The 17,794-nt window shown below is 71.4% G+C and carries 17 protein-coding genes and 1 pseudogene; 9 read left to right on the top strand and 9 right to left on the bottom strand.

Annotation, left to right across the window (positions count from 1 at the left end; genetic code table 11):
* Positions 1 to 83: 83 nt before the first annotated feature.
* From IEZ13_RS27510 to IEZ13_RS27485, 6 genes are all read right to left on the bottom strand, one after another.
* Positions 84 to 824 (bottom strand): sulfite exporter TauE/SafE family protein, encoded by a 741-nt coding sequence (locus IEZ13_RS27510; RefSeq protein ID WP_183218104.1) that lies wholly within the window; start codon positions 822 to 824, stop codon positions 84 to 86.
* 2 nt (positions 825 to 826) lie between these two features.
* Positions 827 to 2,278, bottom strand: a complete 1,452-nt coding sequence (locus tag IEZ13_RS27505) for an aldehyde dehydrogenase (NADP(+)) (RefSeq protein WP_183218106.1) — start codon at positions 2,276 to 2,278, stop codon at positions 827 to 829.
* Complete coding sequence (locus IEZ13_RS27500) at positions 2,275 to 3,402, bottom strand: L-talarate/galactarate dehydratase (RefSeq protein WP_183218109.1); 1,128 nt, start codon at positions 3,400 to 3,402, stop codon at positions 2,275 to 2,277. The genes IEZ13_RS27505 and IEZ13_RS27500 overlap by 4 nt, the downstream gene beginning before the upstream one ends.
* Positions 3,403 to 3,405: 3 nt before the next feature.
* The gene (locus IEZ13_RS27495; RefSeq protein ID WP_183218111.1) at positions 3,406 to 4,728 is read right to left on the bottom strand and encodes an enolase C-terminal domain-like protein; all 1,323 of its coding nucleotides are present in this window, start codon (positions 4,726 to 4,728) and stop codon (positions 3,406 to 3,408) included.
* The gene (kdgD, locus tag IEZ13_RS27490) at positions 4,725 to 5,642 is read right to left on the bottom strand and encodes a 5-dehydro-4-deoxyglucarate dehydratase (protein ID WP_203833884.1); all 918 of its coding nucleotides are present in this window, start codon (positions 5,640 to 5,642) and stop codon (positions 4,725 to 4,727) included. The genes IEZ13_RS27495 and kdgD overlap by 4 nt, the downstream gene beginning before the upstream one ends.
* Before the next feature lie 63 nt (positions 5,643 to 5,705).
* Positions 5,706 to 6,593: a LysR family transcriptional regulator gene (locus IEZ13_RS27485; protein WP_183218116.1), complete on the bottom strand. Its 888-nt coding sequence runs from the start codon at positions 6,591 to 6,593 to the stop codon at positions 5,706 to 5,708.
* A 43-nt stretch (positions 6,594 to 6,636) separates the two neighbouring features.
* On the opposite strand from IEZ13_RS27485, the pseudogene IEZ13_RS47975 reads away from it, so the two are divergent.
* The 4 genes and pseudogenes from IEZ13_RS47975 to IEZ13_RS27470 form a co-directional block, all read left to right on the top strand.
* Positions 6,637 to 7,179, top strand: a pseudogene (locus IEZ13_RS47975) (Bug family tripartite tricarboxylate transporter substrate binding protein); the annotation flags it as partial.
* 76 nt (positions 7,180 to 7,255) lie between these two features.
* Entirely contained in the window at positions 7,256 to 7,687 is a 432-nt protein-coding gene (locus IEZ13_RS46835) for a tripartite tricarboxylate transporter substrate-binding protein (RefSeq protein ID WP_203833882.1), read from the top strand.
* Positions 7,684 to 8,133 carry a tripartite tricarboxylate transporter TctB family protein gene (locus IEZ13_RS27475; RefSeq protein ID WP_203833881.1) on the top strand — a complete coding sequence of 150 codons (450 nt, stop codon included), beginning with the start codon at positions 7,684 to 7,686 and terminating at the stop codon, positions 8,131 to 8,133. Before IEZ13_RS46835 ends, IEZ13_RS27475 begins: the two co-directional genes overlap by 4 nt.
* A gap of 24 nt (positions 8,134 to 8,157) precedes the next feature.
* Positions 8,158 to 9,693, top strand: coding sequence for a tripartite tricarboxylate transporter permease (locus IEZ13_RS27470; protein ID WP_183218405.1), 1,536 nt, complete (start codon positions 8,158 to 8,160; stop codon positions 9,691 to 9,693).
* Between the two features lie 77 nt (positions 9,694 to 9,770).
* Here IEZ13_RS27470 and rfbD read toward each other — a convergent pair whose 3' ends face one another.
* On the bottom strand, positions 9,771 to 10,649 hold the full coding sequence (gene rfbD / locus IEZ13_RS27465) for a dTDP-4-dehydrorhamnose reductase (protein WP_183218121.1): 879 nt from the start codon (positions 10,647 to 10,649) through the stop codon (positions 9,771 to 9,773).
* On the bottom strand, positions 10,649 to 11,626 hold the full coding sequence (rfbB, locus tag IEZ13_RS27460; protein WP_183218123.1) for a dTDP-glucose 4,6-dehydratase: 978 nt from the start codon (positions 11,624 to 11,626) through the stop codon (positions 10,649 to 10,651). Before rfbB ends, rfbD begins: the two co-directional genes overlap by 1 nt.
* A 46-nt stretch (positions 11,627 to 11,672) precedes the next feature.
* On the opposite strand from rfbB, the gene rfbA reads away from it, so the two are divergent.
* From rfbA to IEZ13_RS27435, 5 genes are all read left to right on the top strand, one after another.
* Positions 11,673 to 12,527: a glucose-1-phosphate thymidylyltransferase RfbA gene (gene rfbA, locus IEZ13_RS27455; RefSeq protein ID WP_183218125.1), complete on the top strand. Its 855-nt coding sequence runs from the start codon at positions 11,673 to 11,675 to the stop codon at positions 12,525 to 12,527.
* Entirely contained in the window at positions 12,524 to 13,135 is a 612-nt protein-coding gene (locus IEZ13_RS27450) for a dTDP-4-dehydrorhamnose 3,5-epimerase family protein (RefSeq protein WP_183218128.1), read from the top strand. The genes rfbA and IEZ13_RS27450 overlap by 4 nt, the downstream gene beginning before the upstream one ends.
* Before the next feature lie 238 nt (positions 13,136 to 13,373).
* Positions 13,374 to 14,852 (top strand): sugar transferase, encoded by a 1,479-nt coding sequence (locus tag IEZ13_RS27445; protein ID WP_229795088.1) that lies wholly within the window; start codon positions 13,374 to 13,376, stop codon positions 14,850 to 14,852.
* On the top strand, positions 14,777 to 16,198 hold the full coding sequence (locus IEZ13_RS27440; RefSeq protein ID WP_373293054.1) for a UDP-glucose dehydrogenase family protein: 1,422 nt from the start codon (positions 14,777 to 14,779) through the stop codon (positions 16,196 to 16,198). The genes IEZ13_RS27445 and IEZ13_RS27440 overlap by 76 nt, the downstream gene beginning before the upstream one ends.
* Positions 16,195 to 17,130 (top strand): glycosyltransferase, encoded by a 936-nt coding sequence (locus tag IEZ13_RS27435; protein WP_183218133.1) that lies wholly within the window; start codon positions 16,195 to 16,197, stop codon positions 17,128 to 17,130. Before IEZ13_RS27440 ends, IEZ13_RS27435 begins: the two co-directional genes overlap by 4 nt.
* Here the strand turns inward: IEZ13_RS27435 and IEZ13_RS27430 are convergent.
* On the bottom strand, positions 17,122 to 17,790 hold the full coding sequence (locus IEZ13_RS27430) for a polysaccharide deacetylase family protein (RefSeq protein ID WP_183218135.1): 669 nt from the start codon (positions 17,788 to 17,790) through the stop codon (positions 17,122 to 17,124). The two genes, IEZ13_RS27435 and IEZ13_RS27430, sit on opposite strands and share 9 nt — an antisense overlap.
* Between the last annotated feature and the right edge of the window lie 4 nt (positions 17,791 to 17,794).

Genomic DNA, 17,794 nt, shown 5'->3' with positions numbered 1-17,794 from the left:
GCGACGTCGCGCCCTTCGCCCACACCGAATCCAGCGCCTGGTATGCGGTGACGACGCGCCGGTCGGGCCGGGGCGGATCGGCGTCAGGGCGCGTCGTGCCAGAGGTAGGCGGCCAGACCCAGGGCGGCCAGGGCGATCACGACGCGGAGTGGGCGCTCGGGGGTGCGGCGGACCAGGGACGGGCCGATCCAGCTACCGATCAGGCAGCCGGCGCCGAGGAGCAGGGCGGCGGTCCAGTGGACGGGGGCGATCACCGCGTACAGGATGGCGGCGGCGGCGTTGGAGGCGCACAGCACGACGCTCTTCACGGCGTTGCTCACCGCCAGCGGCTCCACCACCGACATCGACATGACCGCCAGCATGAGTACGCCCGCGGCCGCGCCGAAGTAGCCGCCGTAGACGCCGATCAGGAACACCGCGAGGCCCAGCGGCGGCCGCGCGAGCCGGGTGTACCAGCCGCGCAGCCTGTCCCGTGCCAGCAGCACCAGCGCGGCCAGGGCGATGAGCACCGGCACGATCCGCTCGAACACGCTCGACGTGGTGTTCATCAGCAGCAGCGCCCCGGCGGCGCCGCCGAGCAGGGCGAAGAGGCTCTGCCGCAGGATCCGCGGCCCCTGCCCGCGCAACTCCATCCGCGACCCGGCGGCCGAGCCCGCCCCGCTGGCGAGCAGCCCCACCGAGTTGGTCACGTTCGCGGCGATCGGCGGAAGGCCCACGGCCAGCAGCGTCGGATAGCTGATGAGCGAGGCCAGCCCAGCCATCGACCCGGTCAGCCCGGACCCGATACCTCCGGCCACGAGCAGAGCCGCATGATCGAGTCGCACACTCAAAGTCTCGCCCGGAACACCCCGTCGATCCGTCGCGGGATGGTGTCGTATCCGTCACGTAGTTCCGCCGGGAGCAGGTCGGTGGGGGCGTTCTGCCAGGTGACCGGGCGCAGGAAACGGCGGATGGCGGTGGCGCCGACCGAGGTGTGCTGGGTGTTGGTGGCGGGCCACGGGCCGCCGTGGTGCTGGGCCCAGGCGACGGCCACGCCGGTGGGGTAGCCGTCGAAGATGAGCCGGCCGGCGTGCGGCCGGAACCGGCGGGCCAGTTCGGCGGGCAGGGCCGTCTCCCCGGGACCGCGGTGCACGGTCGCGGTGAGCGACGGCGGCAGCGTGGCGATGGCCGCGAACAGGTCCTCCTCGCCGCTGTAGCGGGCGATCACCGAGACCGGCCCGAACCGCTCCTCGATGGCCTCCGGCGGCAGGTCTCGCGCCGTCGCGGTGAAGAGAAGCGGCACGCCCCGTCCGGCGTCATCGCCGGTGGCGGTGCTGCGGTGGTAGGCGGTGGCTATGCCGGCGTTGAGCATCACCATCGGGGACATCTCGGCGAGCGCGGCTCGGGCCGCGGCCACGACGGCGTCGCCGGCCGGGCCGTCGGGGACGAATGCGAGGCCGGGTTTGGTGCAGAACTGGCCCGCGCCGAGGGTGAACGACGCGGCGAACTCGGCGCCGATCCGCTCGGCCCGGTCGGCGGCCGCGGCGGGGGTGACGACGACCGGGTTGAGGCTGCTCAGCTCGCCGAAGAAGGGGATCGGCTCGGGCCGCTTCTCGATCACCGCGAGCAGGGCCCTGGCCCCGGCCGGCGAGCCGGTGAAGCCGACCGCCCGGATCGCCGGGTGCGCGACCAGGTCGGCGCCCGCCTGCAACCCGTGCACGATGCCGAAGGTGCCCGCGGGAGCCACCGCGGCGAGGATCTCGTAGCAGAGCTGCGAGGTCGCCGGATGCGAGTGGTGGGCTTTGAGCACGACCGGGCTGCCGGCCGCGATGGCCGAGGCGGTGTCACCACCCGGCACCGAGAAGGCGAGCGGGAAGTTGCTCGCGCCGAAGACGGCGACCGGCCCGATGGGTACGAGCATCCGCCGCAGATCCGGCCGCGGTCCCATCGGCGTCTCCCCGGCGTGGTCGATCGCCGCCTCCAGGTACCCGCCGTCGCGCAGCACGTCGGCGAAGAGCCGTAGCTGGTAGCACGTTCGGGTCAGTTCGCCGTTCAGCCGGGCGGCGCCGAGCGCGGTCTCCCGGTCGGCGACCGCGACGATCCGTTCCCGCTGCGCTTCGAGTGCGGTGGCGAGATCGTCGAGCAGGGCGGCCCGACCGTCCCGGCCCAGCGATTCCAGCGGCCCGGCGGCGTCGAGCGCGGCCGCGCAGATCTCGCCGACCTGATCCGTGGTGGTCTCGTCGGCCACGATCTCGACGGTGACGCCGGTGCGCGGGTCGATGCTGGGGACGGTGGTCATGCGGATCCTCCGAGGTCGGCGCGGTCGACGGTCCATTCGCGCGCCTGGTCGCTGATGGTGACGCCGAGTCCGGGCCGGGCCGACAGGTGGATGCGGCCGTCGTGGATCTCCAGGCGTTCGTCGAAGAGCGGGTGCAGCCAGTCGAAGTGCTCGATCCACGGTTCGTGGGGGTAGGCGGCCGCCAGGTGGGCGTGGATCTCCATGGCGAAGTGCGGGGCGAGGATCAGGTTGGCGTGTTCGGCGAGCGTGGCCAGCCGCAGGAACGGGGTGATGCCGCCGATCCGCGGGGCGTCCGGCTGGAGAATGTCGACGGCGCCCTGCCGGATCAGCTCGTGGTGCTCGGCCACGCTGGTCAGCATCTCACCGGAGGCGATCGCGGTGTCCAGACCGCGGGCCAGTGCCGCGTGGCCTTCGGCGTCGTACGCGTCGAGCGGCTCCTCGATCCAGACCAGACCGAACTCCTCCAGGGCCCGGCCCATGCGCTGGGCGGTGGGCCGGTCCCACTGCTGATTGGCGTCGACCATCAGGGGCACGTCGTCGCCGATGTGCGCACGCACCGCCCGTACCCGGGAAAGGTCTGAAGCGCCCGAAGGGTGCCCGACTTTGATCTTGATGCCGCCGATGCCGGCGGCGAGCGTCCTGGTCGCGTTGTCGAGGATCTGCTCGATCGGCTCGTGCAGGAACCCGCCGGAGGTGTCGTAGCAGCGGACCGAGTCGCGGTGCGCGCCGAGCAGTTTCGCCAGCGGCAGCCCGGCCCGCTTCGCCTTGAGGTCCCAGAGGGCCACGTCGATCGCGGCGATGGCCTGGGTGGCGGCGCCACTGCGGCCGACCGACGCGCCGGCCCAGACGAGTCTGGTCCACAGCCGCTGGATGTCGTTGGGGTCCTCGCCGATCAGGTCCGGTGCGACCTGGCGGGCGTGCGCGAACTGGGCCGGACCGCCGGCCCGCTTGCTGTAGCTGAAACCCACCCCGTCGAGACCATCGGCGGTACGGATCTCGGCGAACAGGAAAGCCACCTCGGTCATCGGCCGCTGCCGTCCGGTGAGGACCTTGGCGTCGCTGATCGCGTTCTGGAGCGGGAGCGTGACGGAGGAGAGCGTGATCGCGGCGATCGTGTCGGACATGGGTCACCGAACCAGACAGGGGCGCTTGGGGTCGAAGCGCCAGCCGGGAATGAGGGACTGCATGGCGGTGGTGTCATCCCGGGCACCGAGCCCGCGGGACAGGTAGAGCTCGTGGGCGGCGCCGAGCGCGTCCCGGTCGAGGTCGACGCCGAGACCGGGCGTGGTCGGCACGGCGATCGCGCCCTGACGGATCGCGAACGGCTCCCGGGTCAGCCGCTGCCCGTCCTGCCAGATCCAGTGCGTGTCCAGGGCGGTGATCTCGCCCGGGGCGGCCGCGCCGACGTGCGTGAACATGGCGAGCGAGATGTCGAAGTGGTTGTTGGAGTGCGAGCCCCAGGTGAGGCCGAAGTCGTGGCAGAGCTGGGCGACGCGTACCGAGCCGCGCATGGTCCAGAAATGCGGGTCGGCGAGCGGGATGTCGACGGCGTGCGCGCGGACCGCGTGGGCCATCTGCCGCCAGTCGGTGGCGATCATGTTGGTGGCGGTGCGCAGTCCGGTGGCACGGCGGAACTCGGCCATCGTCTCCCGCCCGGAGAGCTCGCCCTCGGCGCCGACCGGATCCTCCGCGTAGGCGAGCACCCCGCCCAGGTCGCGGCAGAGGCGGACGGCGTCGGCGAGCAGCCAGCCGCCGTTCGGGTCCAGCGTGATCCGGGCCTGCGGGAACCGCTCCGCGAGGGCGTGCACGGCCTCGATCTCCCGCTCGCCGGGGAACACGCCGCCCTTGAGCTTGAAGTCGGTGAAGCCGTACCGGGCCTGGGCCGCCTCGGCGAGAGCCACGATCGCCGGCGGGGTCAGCGCGGGCGCCCGGCGCAGCCGCTCCCAGTCGTCGGCCGGGGCGCTCTCGCGCTCGTACGGCAGGTCGGTGCGGGCCGTGTCGCCGACGTAGAACAGGTAGCCGAGCACCGGCACGCTGTCCCGCTGCTTCCCCTCGCCGAGCAGTTCGGCGACAGGCACGCCGAGGTGCCGGCCGAGCAGGTCGAGCAGCGCTGACTCCAGCGCCGTCACGGCGTGGACGGTGACGCGCAGGTCGTAGGTCTGATTGCCGCGACCGCCCGCGTCCTGCCCGGCGTGCGCCGCCGCGAAGCGGCGCAGCAACGACGCGTACTCCGCGACCGGCCGTCCGATCATCAGCTCGCCGGCCGACTCCAAGGTGCGCCGGATGGCCTCACCCCCGGGGACCTCGCCCACTCCGGCGCGTCCCTCGCTGTCCGAGACGATCACGATGGTACGAGTGAAGTACGGTCCGTGGGCGCCGCTGAGATTGAGGAGCATGCTGTCGTACCCGGCGACCGGGACGACCTCGATCCGCGCGATGGTGGGTGTCATGTCCGCACCTTGTCGATGAGCCGGGCCAGGTCGGCGCGTTCGCCGTCGGTCAGGTCGGTGAGCGGTGGCCGCACCCGCCCGCCGTCCCGCCCGACCGCGGTGAGCCCGGCCTTGATGATGGAGACCGAGTAGCCGCGTGCCCGGTCCCGGATGTCCAGATAGGGGAGCACGAAGTCGTTGAGCATCCCGTAGACGGCGGCCCGGTCCTGGGCGCGCACGGCGGCGTGAAAGCGCAGGGCGAACTCGGGCAGGAAGTTGTACAGCGCCGACGAGTAGGTGCTGACCCCGAGCTGGAGCAGCGGAAGCGCGAACGTCTCGGCGGTGGGCAGCCCACCGATGTAGATGAGGCGGTCGCCGACCCGCGCGTACGTCCGGGTCATCCGCTCGATGTCGCCGACGCCGTCCTTGAGGCCGATCAGGGTCGGGTTGCGGTCGGCCAGCTCGGCGACGGTGACGTCCTCCAGTACGGCGTTGGCCCGGCTGTAGACGATCACGCCCAGCGATGTGGCCCGGCACACCGCCTCCACGTGCGCGACGATCCCGGCCTGGCTGGCCTCGGTCAGGTAGGGCGGGAACAGCAGGATCCCGGCGGCGCCGGCGGCCGCGGCGGCCCGGGCCTGGGCGACGGCCTGCGCGGTTCCGCCGGTGGCCGGGGCGACCACCGGGACTCGCCCGCCGACCTCGCCGACCGCGGCCCGGACCACGGTGTCGATCTCGGCACTGGTCAGCGAGAAGCCCTCGCCGGTGCCACCGGCGGCGAACAGTCCGGCGACGCCGGAACTCGCCTGCCACGCTAGGTGCTCCCGGTAGCGGGGCTCGTCGAACGCGAGGTCGTCGTCGAAGTGGGTGACGGGGAACGACAGCAGGCCCGACGCCAGCCGGGCGGCCAGGTCGGCAGGGGGAATGTGGGTCACCCGGTCACCGTAGGAACCGACGGTGATGCCTGTCCAAGAGCATTTCAGCATCGATTGATACCGTCAGAGCATCACGTGCTCCAGTGCGTCCAGCACCCGGGCCAGTGCCGGATTGTGCGACCGGCGCGGCCACAGCAGGTGCAGCTCGACCGGCTCGGCGATCGGCGTGGCGATCGGCAGGAAGGCCACCCCCGGCACCCCGACCAGGCGCGCCGACGCCGGCACGAACGCCACGCCCCGCCCGGCGGAGACCAGCCACAGCATCGTCATCACCTGGCTGACGGTGTGCACCACCCGCTCCTGGGCCAGCGGGACCATGCTGACCACCAGGTCGTAGAAGTATCGCGCCTTCCGCTGGGAGTGGAAGATCAGCGGCTCGGTGGCCAGGTCGGCCGGGACCACGGCGCGGTCCAGCCCGGCCAGCGGATGATCCTCGTGCACCGCCAGCAGCAGCGCCTCCCGGTGCAGCAGCCGGGACTCGAACAGCTCCGGGTCGAACGGCGGCCGGGCCAGCCCCAGGTCGATGTCCTCACCGGTCAGGGCGTCGATCTGCTCGCGGGTGACCATTTCGTACAGCTCCAGGTGCACCTCGGGCAGCCGCGCCTCCAGTTCGTTGAGCAGGCGCCCCAGGATCCCGAAGGTGGATGCCGAGGTGAATGCCATCCGGACCAGACCGCGGAACCCGGACGAGACGCGCTGGGCCAGGGCCGGGGCGGCCTCCGCGATGCTCAGGATCCGCCGCGCCTCGGCCAGGAACGCGTGACCGGCCGGCGTCAGCGTGACCCGGCGGGTGTCCCGCTCCAGCAGCTGCGCCCCGACCGCCGCCTCCAGCTTCTGGATCTGCCTGCTCAGCGGGGGCTGGGTCATCCGCAGCCGGGCCGCCGCCCGGCCGAAGTGCAGCTCCTCCGCCACCGCCACCAGGCCACGCAGCTGCTCCAGCGTGTAAGTCATGCCGAAAAGGTATCAGTCAATGCACTAATGGGCTTGGACATGCATGAAAGGCGAGCCATACGCTCGCGGCACCAGTGACCCCCCTCACACCGGGAGATTCCCGATGAAAATAACGCTCCCCGCGCTCGGGCTGGCCGGTCTTCTCGTCCTCACCGGCTGCGGCGGCAACCTCGGCTCCGACTCCTCTTCCTCTGGTGGCGCCGCCTACCCGGAACGCGCCGTCACCCTGCTCGTCGGCCAGGACGCCGGCGGCAGCACCGACCTCATCGGCCGCGCCCTCGCCGACCCGGCGGGCAAGGACCTCGGGCAGCCGATCACCGTGCAGAACCGGCCCGGCGCCAACGGGGCGGTCGCCGCCAAGGAACTCGCCGCCGCCGAACCCGACGGGTACACGCTCATGGTGTTCGTGGGCTCGCTGGCCTACATCACGCCGCTCGCGGTGCCGGCCGGCCAGGCCGTCGACATCAACGACTACGAGGTGGTCACCGGCATCTCGCAGGACGACTTCGTGCTCATCACCCACCCGAAGACCGGCTTCACGTCGGTCAAGGACCTGGTCGGCGCGAAACGGCCGATCACGTTCGCCACCACCGGCGTCGGCACCGGCAGCCAGCTCACCCAGACCCTGCTGTTCGCCCAGGCCGGGGGTGGACGCGACCGCCGTGCCGTTCAACGGTGGCGCCCCGGCGCTGACCGCCGTCCTCGGCGGTCAGGTCGACGTCGCCGCCGTCCAGCTCGGCGAGGCCAAGGAGCAGATCGAGGCCGGCAAGGCGGTCCCGTTGGTCACCTTCGCCACCCAGCGGCCCAGCTACATGCCGGACACCCCGACCGCCACCGAGGCCGGGTACAACGTGCCGGTCCAGCAGTCCCGGGCCATCGTGGCACCCAAGGGCACCCCGGCCGAGGTCGTCGAGCGGCTGCGGGCGTCCTTCCAGAAGGGATTCGGCGAGCAGGCGTACCGGGACTTCAACGCCAAGCGGCTGCTCACCGCGAACGAGGTGGACGGTGCGGCCCTGTTGCGGCAGTGGAACGGATCGTTGCAGACCTATCGTGGCCTGGTGGACCAGTACAAGATCAACCTGAGCGGCAAGTGAACGGCGGACCCGCCGGGCCGGTCAGCAACCTGATCGCCGCCGCCGTCGTGGTCGTCCTCGGCGGCGCGGCGATCGCCGGCGCCCTCTCCCTCGGGGCCGGCAGCCCGTCCGAGCCCGGCCCCGGCACCTGGCCGCTGATCATCGGAGTCCTGCTGACCGGCCTCGGGATCGCCCTGGCCGTCCAGGCCCGCGGCTCCCGGGAGGCGGAACGCTTCACCCGCGGCAGCCTCCTGGTGCTCGCCGCGGTCGCCACGATGGTCGTCTACGTGGCGGTGATCGCCACCATCGGATTCGAGATCCCCACCGCGCTGCTGGCCCTCGTCTGGCTGCGCTTCCTCGGCCGCGAGACGTGGCGCGTCTCCATCGCCACCAGCCTCGGCATCGTCGTCGTCCTCTACGCCCTGTTCGTCGGCGCGCTCGACGTCACCATCCCCCACCTGTTCTGATCCTCAGGAGGACCGTTGTCCTCGGTGCTCGACGGATTCGCCGTCGTCGGAGAACCGGCGAATCTGCTCTACTGCCTCGTCGGCGTCGTCATCGGCATGCTCATCGGCGTCCTGCCCGGCCTCGGCCCGGCCGCCACCATCGCCATCCTGCTCCCCGTCACCTACGGCATGGAACCGGTCACCGCGGTCATCATGCTCGCCGGCATCTTCTACGGCGCCCAGTACGGCGGCACCATCACCTCGGTCCTGCTGCGCCTGCCCGGCGAGGCGTCCTCGGTGGTCACCGTCTTCGACGGGCACGCCCTCGCCCGGCAGGGCCGGGCCGGCGCCGCCCTCGGCATCGCCGCCATCGGCTCCTTCATCGGCGGCACCCTCGCCGTCGGGGCGCTCAGCCTCGTCGCCCCGGTCGTCGCCGCATACGCCCTCGACTTCGGGCCGCCCGAATACACCGTGCTCGCCCTGCTCGGCATCATGCTGGTCGCCACCATCTCCAGCGGCGGGCGGACCCGGGCGCTCGCCGCCGCCGGCATCGGGCTGCTGCTCGCCACCGTCGGCCGCGACGACTTCACCAGCGCCGAACGCTTCACCTTCGCCAACCTGTCCCTCGCCGACGGACTCGACTTCGTACCGATCGCGATGGGCCTGTTCGGGCTCGGCGAGATCCTCCACAACCTGGAGGAACGCCACCGCGCCGTGCAGGCCCCGGCCGAGGTCACCAAGGTGTGGCCCGGCCGCGCCGACCTGCGGCAGTCATCCGGCGCCATCGGGCGCGGCTCGGTCATCGGCTTCGCCCTCGGCATCCTGCCCGGCGGCGGGGCGGTCCTCTCCTCGATGGCCGCGTACGCCCTGGAGAAACGCCGCTCCCGGCACCCGGAACGCTTCGGGCACGGCGCCATCGAAGGCGTCGCCGCGCCGGAGACCGCCAACAACGCGGCCGCCACCTCGTCGTTCATCCCCCTGCTGTCGCTCGGCATCCCGGCCAACGCCACCATGGCCGTCATCTTCGGGGCGCTGCTCATCCAGGGCGTGACACCCGGGCCGCAGCTCGTCACCGAACACCCGGAACTGTTCTGGGGTGTCGTCAACTCGATGTACATCGGCAACGTCCTGCTGCTGATCATGAGCATTCCGCTGCTCGGCGTCTTCGTCCGGATCCTGCGGGTACGGGGCACCGTGCTCGCGCCGATCACCGTGCTCATCACCCTCGTCGGGGCGTACACCGTCAACAACAGCGTCTTCGACATCGGTCTGGTCATCGCGTTCGGGGTGCTCGGCTACCTGATGAAGAAGGCCGGCTTCGACCCCGGGCCGATGGTTCTCGCGTTCGTCCTCGGCAGCCTGCTCGAAACGTCCCTACGGCGGTCCCTGCTGCTCTTCGACGGCGACCCGACCGGCTTCCTCACCCGGCCCATCTCCGGAATCCTGTTCGCCGTGTTCCTGGCGGTCATCCTGCTGCCACTCGCCCAGACCCTGCTCCGCCGCCACCGTCCCGCAGCCCTCGTTCCCGCCGCCCCATCAGCCCTCCGCGACCCCGCCCCCGAAACCGAGGAACAGGAATGACCGTCCTGGTCGGTTACCTGCCCACCGCGTACCGGGGAAAGGGGGTGAGAGCGAGCGGTAGTCCTGGCTGGACCACGTCAGGGCAGGAAGCGGGGCATGGCCTCGGCCAGCAGGGCGCGCCAGTGGGGGAGCGGGGCGACGCCGGTGCCGGACCAGCGGGCGTGGGAGAGCACGCTGTAGGCGGGGCGGCGGGCCGGTCGTGGGAAGCGGTCGCTCGTGGTGGGGCGGACGCGGTCGGGGTCGAGGCCGGCCTGTTCGAAGACGGCGCGGGCCAGGCCGAACCAGGTGGTGGAGCCGGCGGCCGTGCCGTGGTAGGCGCCGGGAGCGGCGTCGCCGGAGATCGCGGCCCGGGACAGGGCGACCAGTTGCTGGGCCAGGGCGTACGACCAGGTGGGTGGGCCCTCCTGGTCGTCGACCACGTCCAGGGTGTCGCGGGTGGCGGCCAGGTGGAGCATGGTGCGGACGAAGTTGGGGCCGTGTTCGCCGTAGAGCCAGGCGGTGCGGACCACGTAGCCGCCGGAGTCGAGGACGGCCCGTTCGCCGATCGCCTTGCCGCGGCCGTAGGCGTTGATCGGGGCGTGCGCGGTGTCCTCGGGGATCGGGATGGTCGCGGAGCCGTCGAAGACGTAGTCGGTGGAGACGTGGATGAGGCGTTTGCCGGCGATGTGCGCGAGCAGCCGGACGGCGAGCCCGTTGATCGCGGTGGCGCTCGCCTCGTCGGTCTCGGCGCCGTCGACGTTCGTCCAGGCGGCGGCGTTGAGGACGATGTCGGCGCCGGCCACCGCGTCGCGGACCTCGACCGGGTCGGTGATGTCCAGGTCGGCGCGGGTGGCGGCGACCACGGCGGTCTCGCCGGTCTCGGCCAGGACCGTCTGGAGGTCGCGGCCGAGCATCCCGCCGGCCCCGGTGATCAGCCAGCGCAGGCCGGCGGCGGGCGCGGGGTCGGCGGGCGGCATCAGAGGCCGGCCCGGGACTTGAGGGGTTCCCACCAGGCGCGGTTGTCGCGGTACCAGGCGACCGTGGCGGCCAGGCCGTCCGCGAGGCCGACCCGCGGCGAGTAGCCCAGCTCCTCGCTGATCTTGCTGATGTCCAGGGAGTAGCGGCGGTCGTGGCCCTTGCGGTCGGCGACCGGGCGGACCATGTCCCAGCCGGCGCCGCACGCCTCCAGGAGACGCTCGGTCAGCTCGCGGTTGGACAACTCGGTGCCGCCGCCGATGTGGTAGACCTCGCCGGACCGGCCCTTCTCCAGCACCAGCTGGATGCCGCGGCAGTGGTCGGCGACGTGCAGCCAGTCGCGGACGTTGCCGCCGTCGCCGTAGAGCGGGACCGGCTTGCCGTCCAGCAGGTTGGTGACGAAGAGCGGGATGACCTTCTCCGGGAACTGGTGCGGCCCGTAGTTGTTGGAGCAGCGGGTGACCACCACGTCCATGCCGTGGGTGCGGTGCGCGGCCAGGGCGAGCAGGTCGGAGCCGGCCTTGGAGGCGGCGTACGGCGAGTTCGGCGCGAGTGGCCACGTCTCGGTCCACGAGCCCTCGGCGATCGAGCCGTACACCTCGTCGGTGGAGACGTGCACGAAGCGGCCGACCCCGGCGGCGCGGGCCGCGTCGAGCAGGACCTGGGTGCCGAGCACGTTGGTGGTCACGAACGGGAGCGCGCCCGAAATCGATCGATCCACGTGTGATTCGGCGGCGAAATGGACGATCGCGTCGTGGCCGGGGAGTAGGTCCTGGAGGAGATCAGAATCGGAAATGTCTCCCTCTATGAAACGCAGTCGGGAATCCGACAGTGGAAGGTTGTCACGATTTCCTGAATAGGACAACAGATCCAGAACGGTCACCGACGCACCGGCCATGCCCGGGTACTCGTCCTGCAAGAGGGCCCTGACGTAGGCCGATCCGATGAAACCGGCACCACCGGTCACGAAAATCTGCACGAGTGGCGAGTGTAGACGGTTGGCGGACCCTGATTAGGGTCGCCCGGTGCGCGGAATTCTGCTCGCCGGGGGGACCGGCTCACGGTTGTGGCCCATCACCATGGCCATGTCCAAACAGCTGATGCCCATCTTCGACAAACCGATGATCTACTACCCGCTGTCCACGCTGGTGTCCGCCGGGATCCGCGAGATCCTGGTGATCACGACGCCCGAGGACCAGCCGCACTTCCACCGGCTGCTCGGTGACGGGAGCCGGTTCGGCCTGGAGCTGACCTACGCGGTGCAGCCCCGGCCGGACGGGATCGCCCAGGCCTTCCGGATCGGCGCCGGCTTCATCGGCGACCAGCCGGTGGCACTGATCCTGGGCGACAACATCTTCCATGGGCTGGGCGGCTTCACCGAGCCGTCCGGCGGCCGGGTGTTCGCCTACCCGGTGGCCGACCCGGAGCGGTACGGCGTCGTGGAGTTCGACGACGACGGCCGGGTGCTGTCGATCGAGGAGAAACCCGAGAAGCCCAAGTCGACGTACGTGGTCCCCGGCCTGTATTTCTACGAAGCCGACGTGGTGGAGATCGCCGGCCGGCTGGTGCCGAGCGACCGCGGCGAACTGGAGATCACCGCGGTGAACGAGGAGTACCTGCGCCAGGGCCGGCTCGACGTGACGGTGCTGGACCGGGGCACCGTGTGGCTGGACACCGGCACGTTCCAGTCGATGGTGCAGGCGTCCGAGTACGTCCGGGTGATCGAGGAGCGGCAGGGCCTGAAGATCGGCTGTGTCGAGGAGGCGGCCTGGCGGGCCGGGTTCATCTCCGGCGATCAGCTGCGTGAGCTGGCCGATCCACTGCTGAAGAGCGGGTACGGGCAGTACCTCGTCCGGCTCCTGGACGGGGGCCTGCGATGAAGATCCGCCCGCTCGGCATCGAGGGCGCCTTCGAGGTCACCCCGGTGCAGCACGGCGACGACCGGGGCCGTTTCCTGGAGTGGTACCGGTTCGACGCGCTGGCCGAGGCGGTCGGGCATCCGCTCGACCTGGCCCAGGCCAACCTGTCGACGTCGGCGCGCGGTGTGGTCCGCGGCATCCACTTCGCCGATGTGCCCCCGGGCCAGGCGAAGTACGTGACGTGTGTGTCCGGCGCAATCCTGGACGTGATCGTGGACATCCGTGTCGGATCGCCGACGTTCGGCTCCTGGGAGGCGGTCCGGCTGGACGATGAGGACCGGTGCGCCGTCTATCTGGCCGAGGGGCTGGGGCACGGGTTCTGCTCCCTGACCGAGGGGGCGACGGTGGCGTACCTGTGCTCGTCCACCTACCGGCCGGGCCACGAGCACGGGATTCATCCGCTTGATCCGGAACTCGGCATTGCCTGGCCGGTGGGGGAACCCGTACTGTCCGCCAAGGACGCCGCCGCGCCGGATCTGGGCGAGGCGGGCGCGAAAGGTCTGCTTCCGCGTTACGACGCGTGTAACAAGTTTGTCGAAACATTGCGTCGGATTGACGACAGTCGATAGTTTGCAATGCCGGATAGTCCGAGTTGGACACCTTCCGACACATCGGTTCCCGGCATCATCCGAATCGCCATTTCCATCGAACGTAAAGCTGTAGCGCGGGCCTGGGGGCATTGAGAGTCTGTCTCATGTGTCCCGTGGGTTTCATCCATGGGATGATTCCGGGGCGCCCGAGCCCCCCGGATTAGTGGATCATGAGTCCAACGCAGTGTGGGGGCAAGGCGTGCAGACAATTGAATCCGTGGAGACCGTCGACCTCGCAGCGACGGCTTCGCAGCTCAAGGCCCGCTCCAAGGCCAGTGCGGCCCGCAGCGGATGGCAGGGCCGGTATGCCTGGACCCTCTACCTCATCGACTTCGGCGTCGGCCTCAGCGCCGCCTCCTGGGCGCTGCTGCTGCGGTTCGGTGCCGCCGGGGTCGATCCGCACCAGCGTGATTACCTGCTGTTGACCCTGCTATTACCGATCGCATGGGTCGCGTGTCTCGCGATCAACAGAGCGTACGAGCCCCGTCACCTCTTCGTGGGCACCGAGGAGTACGCCCGGGTATTTCGCGCCGGATTGGCGTTGACCGCCGCTCTGGCCATTGTCTCCTTCGCGTTCGATCTGCGTTTGGCTCGCGGTTATGTGAGCATCGCGATGCCGCTCGCCATCCTGGTCGACCTCGGCGCCCGCTACATCTACCGGCAGCGCCTGCACCGGTCCTGGGCCCGCGGCCGGCATCTCAACCGGGTGGTGCTGGTCGGCCACGAGCGGGCCGTCATCGACATGACCCGCCGGCTGAGCCGCGAGCGCTACCACGGCCTCGGCGTGATCGGCGCCTGCCTGCCGCCCGGCCCGGCCCGCACCGCCGCCACCCCGGGCCTGCCCCCGCTGTACGGGACGTTCGACGACGTCGCCACGGCGGTCGCCCGCTCCGACGCCGACACCGTCATCGTGCTGTCCTGCCCGGAGATCGACGGGCCCGCGCTGCGCCGCCTCGCCTGGCAGCTGGAGCGCGACGACGTCGACCTCATCGTGGCCAGCACCCTGGTCGACGTGGCCGGCGACCGCACCACCATCCGCCCGGTCGACGGCCTGCCGATGCTGCACGTCGAGCACCCACGGCTCAAGGGCAGCGCCCGCGCGGTCAAGGAGATCTTCGACCGGGTCGGCGCCATGCTGCTGCTGTTGCTCGCCTCGCCGGTGCTGGCGACGGTCGCCGCCCTGGTCCGGTTCCTGCCCGGCGGCCGCGGCCCGGCCATCTTCAAGCAGGAGCGGGTCGGCAAGGACGGCCGCCTGTTCACGCTGTACAAGTTCCGCACCATGCAGGTCGACGCCGAGGCCCGCCTCTTCGAACTGGGCGACCTCAACGACACCGACGGCGCGCTGTTCAAGATGCGGCAGGACCCGCGGATCACGCCGATCGGCCGCTGGCTGCGCCGGTTCTCCGTCGACGAGCTGCCCCAGCTGCTGAACGTGGTGAAGGGCGACATGTCGCTGGTCGGCCCACGCCCGCCGCTGGCCAAGGAGGTCGCCGACTACCCGGCCGACATGCGCCGCCGGCTGGTGGTGAAGCCCGGCCTCACCGGCCTGTGGCAGGTCTCCGGACGGTCCGACCTGTCCTGGGAGGAGTCCATCCGGCTCGACCTCACCTACGTCGAGAACTGGTCGCTCGCCATGGATCTGGCCATCCTCTTCCGTACCGTGAGCGCGGTGGTGCGCAGTTCGGGGGCGTACTGATGAGGCTCACCGTCATCGGCACCGGCTATCTCGGCGCCACCCACGCCATCTGCATGGCCGTCATGGGCCACGAGGTCCTCGGCGTCGACGTCGACACCTCCAAGATCGAGAAGCTGGCCTCCGGCCAGGTGCCGTTCTTCGAGCCCGGCCTGCCCGAGCTGCTCACCAAGGCGCTGGACTCCGGCCGGCTGCGGTTCACCACCTCGTTCGCCGAGGCCGGCGACTTCGGCGACGTGCATTTCATCTGCGTGGGCACGCCCCAGCAGGCGGATTCCGAGGCCGCCGATCTGACGTACGTGGACGCGGCCGTCACCGTGCTCGCGCCCTACCTGCGCCGCCGCGCCCTGGTGGTCGGCAAGTCCACCGTCCCGGTCGGCACGGCGGCCCGCCTCGCCGGGATGCTGCGCGAGCTGGCCCCGGCCGGAAACGGGGCGGAACTGGCGTGGAACCCGGAGTTCCTGCGCGAGGGCTTCGCCGTCGACGACACGATGCGGCCCGACCGGCTCGTCTTCGGGGTCACCTCGGCGTGGGCCGAAGAGCGCCTGCGCGACGCCTTCGAGCCGGTGCTCGCCCAGGACGTGCCGGTGAAGGTGACGGACCTCCAGACCGCCGAGCTGGTGAAGGTGGCGGCCAACTCGTTCCTGGCCACCAAGATCTCCTACATCAACGCGATGGCCGAGATCTGCGAGGCCACCGGCGCCGACGTGCACGACCTGGCCGAGGCGCTGGCCTACGACGACCGGATCGGCGGCCGGTTCCTGCGGCCCGGGCTCGGGTTCGGCGGCGGCTGCCTGCCCAAGGACATCCGGGCGTTCGCGTACCGGGCCGAGGAGCTCGGGGTCGGCCAGGCGGTCGGGTTCCTGCGCGAGATCGACGGCATCAACCGGCGACGGCGCGCCCGTACCGTGGATCTGGTCGTGGAGATCTGCGGCGGTGACGTGGCCGGCAAACGGGTGGCCGCGCTGGGCGCCGCGTTCAAGCCGAACTCCGACGACATCCGCGACGCGCCCGCCCTCGACGTGGCCGAGCGGCTGCGGGCCGCCGGCGCCACGGTGGTCGTCTACGACCCCGCCGCCCTGGAGAGCGCCCGGCGCGCGCACCCCGACCTGGAGTATTCGACCAGCGCCCTGGACGCGGCCCGCGGCGCCGACGTCGTGGTGCTGCTGACCGAATGGAACGAGTTCCGCGAGATCGCGCCGTCCGCGATGGCCGCCGTGGTCCGCCACCGCAAGATCGTCGACGGGCGGCACGCGCTCGACCCGGCCGGCTGGCGGTCCGCCGGCTGGGAGTACCGGGCGCTCGGCCGGCCCACCGTGGCACCCCTCGAAAAGGAGCACCGTAGGTGAACAGCACGGAGACGGTCGCGGTCGTCGTCGTCACGTACAACAGCGAGCGCCTGCTCGCCGACCTGCTCTCCTCGCTCGGGCCCGGCCTCGACGGTGTCGACTGGCACCTGACCGTCGCCGACAACGACTCGGCCGACGACACGGTGGACACGCTGCGGCGGCTGGCGCCGGACGCCACCGTCGTCGAGATGGGCCGTAACGCCGGCTACGCGGCCGGCATCAACGCCGCCGTCGCCAAGTCCGGCCCGTTCACCGCGGTGCTCGTGCTCAACCCCGACGTCCGGCTGACCCCCGGCTGCATCCGGGGCCTGCTCGGCGTCCTGCGCACCGAGGGGACCGGCATCGCCGTACCCCTGCTGCTCGACGGCGACGGCGAGCTCATCGAGACCATGCGCCGCGAGCCGGCGGTGCGCCGCATCCTCGGCGACGCGTTCCTCGGCGCCGGCCGGGCCGGCCGGATCCCGGCCCTCGGCGAGGTCGTCACCGACCCGCGGCGCTACCGGGCCGAGACGGTCACCGACTGGGCCGAGGGCTCCACCATGCTGATCAGCGCGGAGTGCTGGCAGGCGATCGCGCCCTGGGACGAGTCGTTCTTCCTCTACTCCGAGGAGACCGACTTCGCACTGCGCGCCCGCGACGCGGGCTTCGTCACCCGGTTCACCCCGGCGGTCCACGCCGTCCACCTGGAGGGCGACTCGCGGGTCTCACCCGCGCTGTGGGCGCTGCTCAGCGTCAACCGGGTGCGTCTCTACCGCCGCCGCCACAACCGGCTGCTCGCGGTGGCCTTCTGGGCGGCGTTGCTGCTGCGGGAGAGCAGCCGTGCGGTGCTCGGCAAGGCGCCCAGCCGGCGCGCGGTCCGCTCTCTGGTGAGCCCGGCCCGGCTCCGGGAGACCCCGGGCCCGCACACCGTCCACGGCCGCGCGTCAGCGTAGCCGTTTGATCACACCGACGGTCTCCAGCTTGAGACGGGACATCGGGGACGGGCCCTGGAGCGCCTCGGTGCGCAGGGAGCCCGGGGTGTCGTCGTTGCGGACCGTGTAGCGGGGCTGCAGCCACTGCGTGGCACGGGCCGGGCGGCGGTCGCTGGTGAAGACGCGGGTGTAACCGAGGCGCCGCATGCGGATGAGAAGCGTGCGGTCGTACCGGCCGAGCGGGCACGCCGCCGTCGACACGTCGGCGCCGACCACCTCGGTGAGGCGCTCGCGGGCGGTGACCAGCTCCTCGTCGGACGCGGCCGGACCCAGGCCCCGCCACGGAATGTGCCGCATGCCGTGCGTGCCGACGGTCATGCCGCTGCGGTGCAGCAGCCGGACCTCCTCCGGGCCGAGGCTGCCGGGACTGTCGAGCCGGCCGGCGAGGACGAAGAAGTCGGCGGTCAGGCCACGCCGGAGCAGCGCGGGCAGGCCGATCCCGACATCCGAGGTGTTGCTGTCGTCGAAGCTGATCCGCAGGCCGGGCCAGTCGCGGATCTCGTCGAGGACGGCGCCGAACAGTTCCTCGCTGATCCAGTACCGGTCCTCACCGGGCTCGAGCTCCCGCTGCGGGGCGCCGATGCCGTGGAAGCAGACGTTGATGACCGAGTCGTTAGCCATGATT

Origin of the sequence: Actinoplanes campanulatus (assembly GCF_014647795.1) — a bacterium.
GTDB lineage: Bacteria > Actinomycetota > Actinomycetes > Mycobacteriales > Micromonosporaceae > Actinoplanes > Actinoplanes campanulatus.
This window is presented reverse-complemented; position numbering and strand designations above follow the sequence as displayed.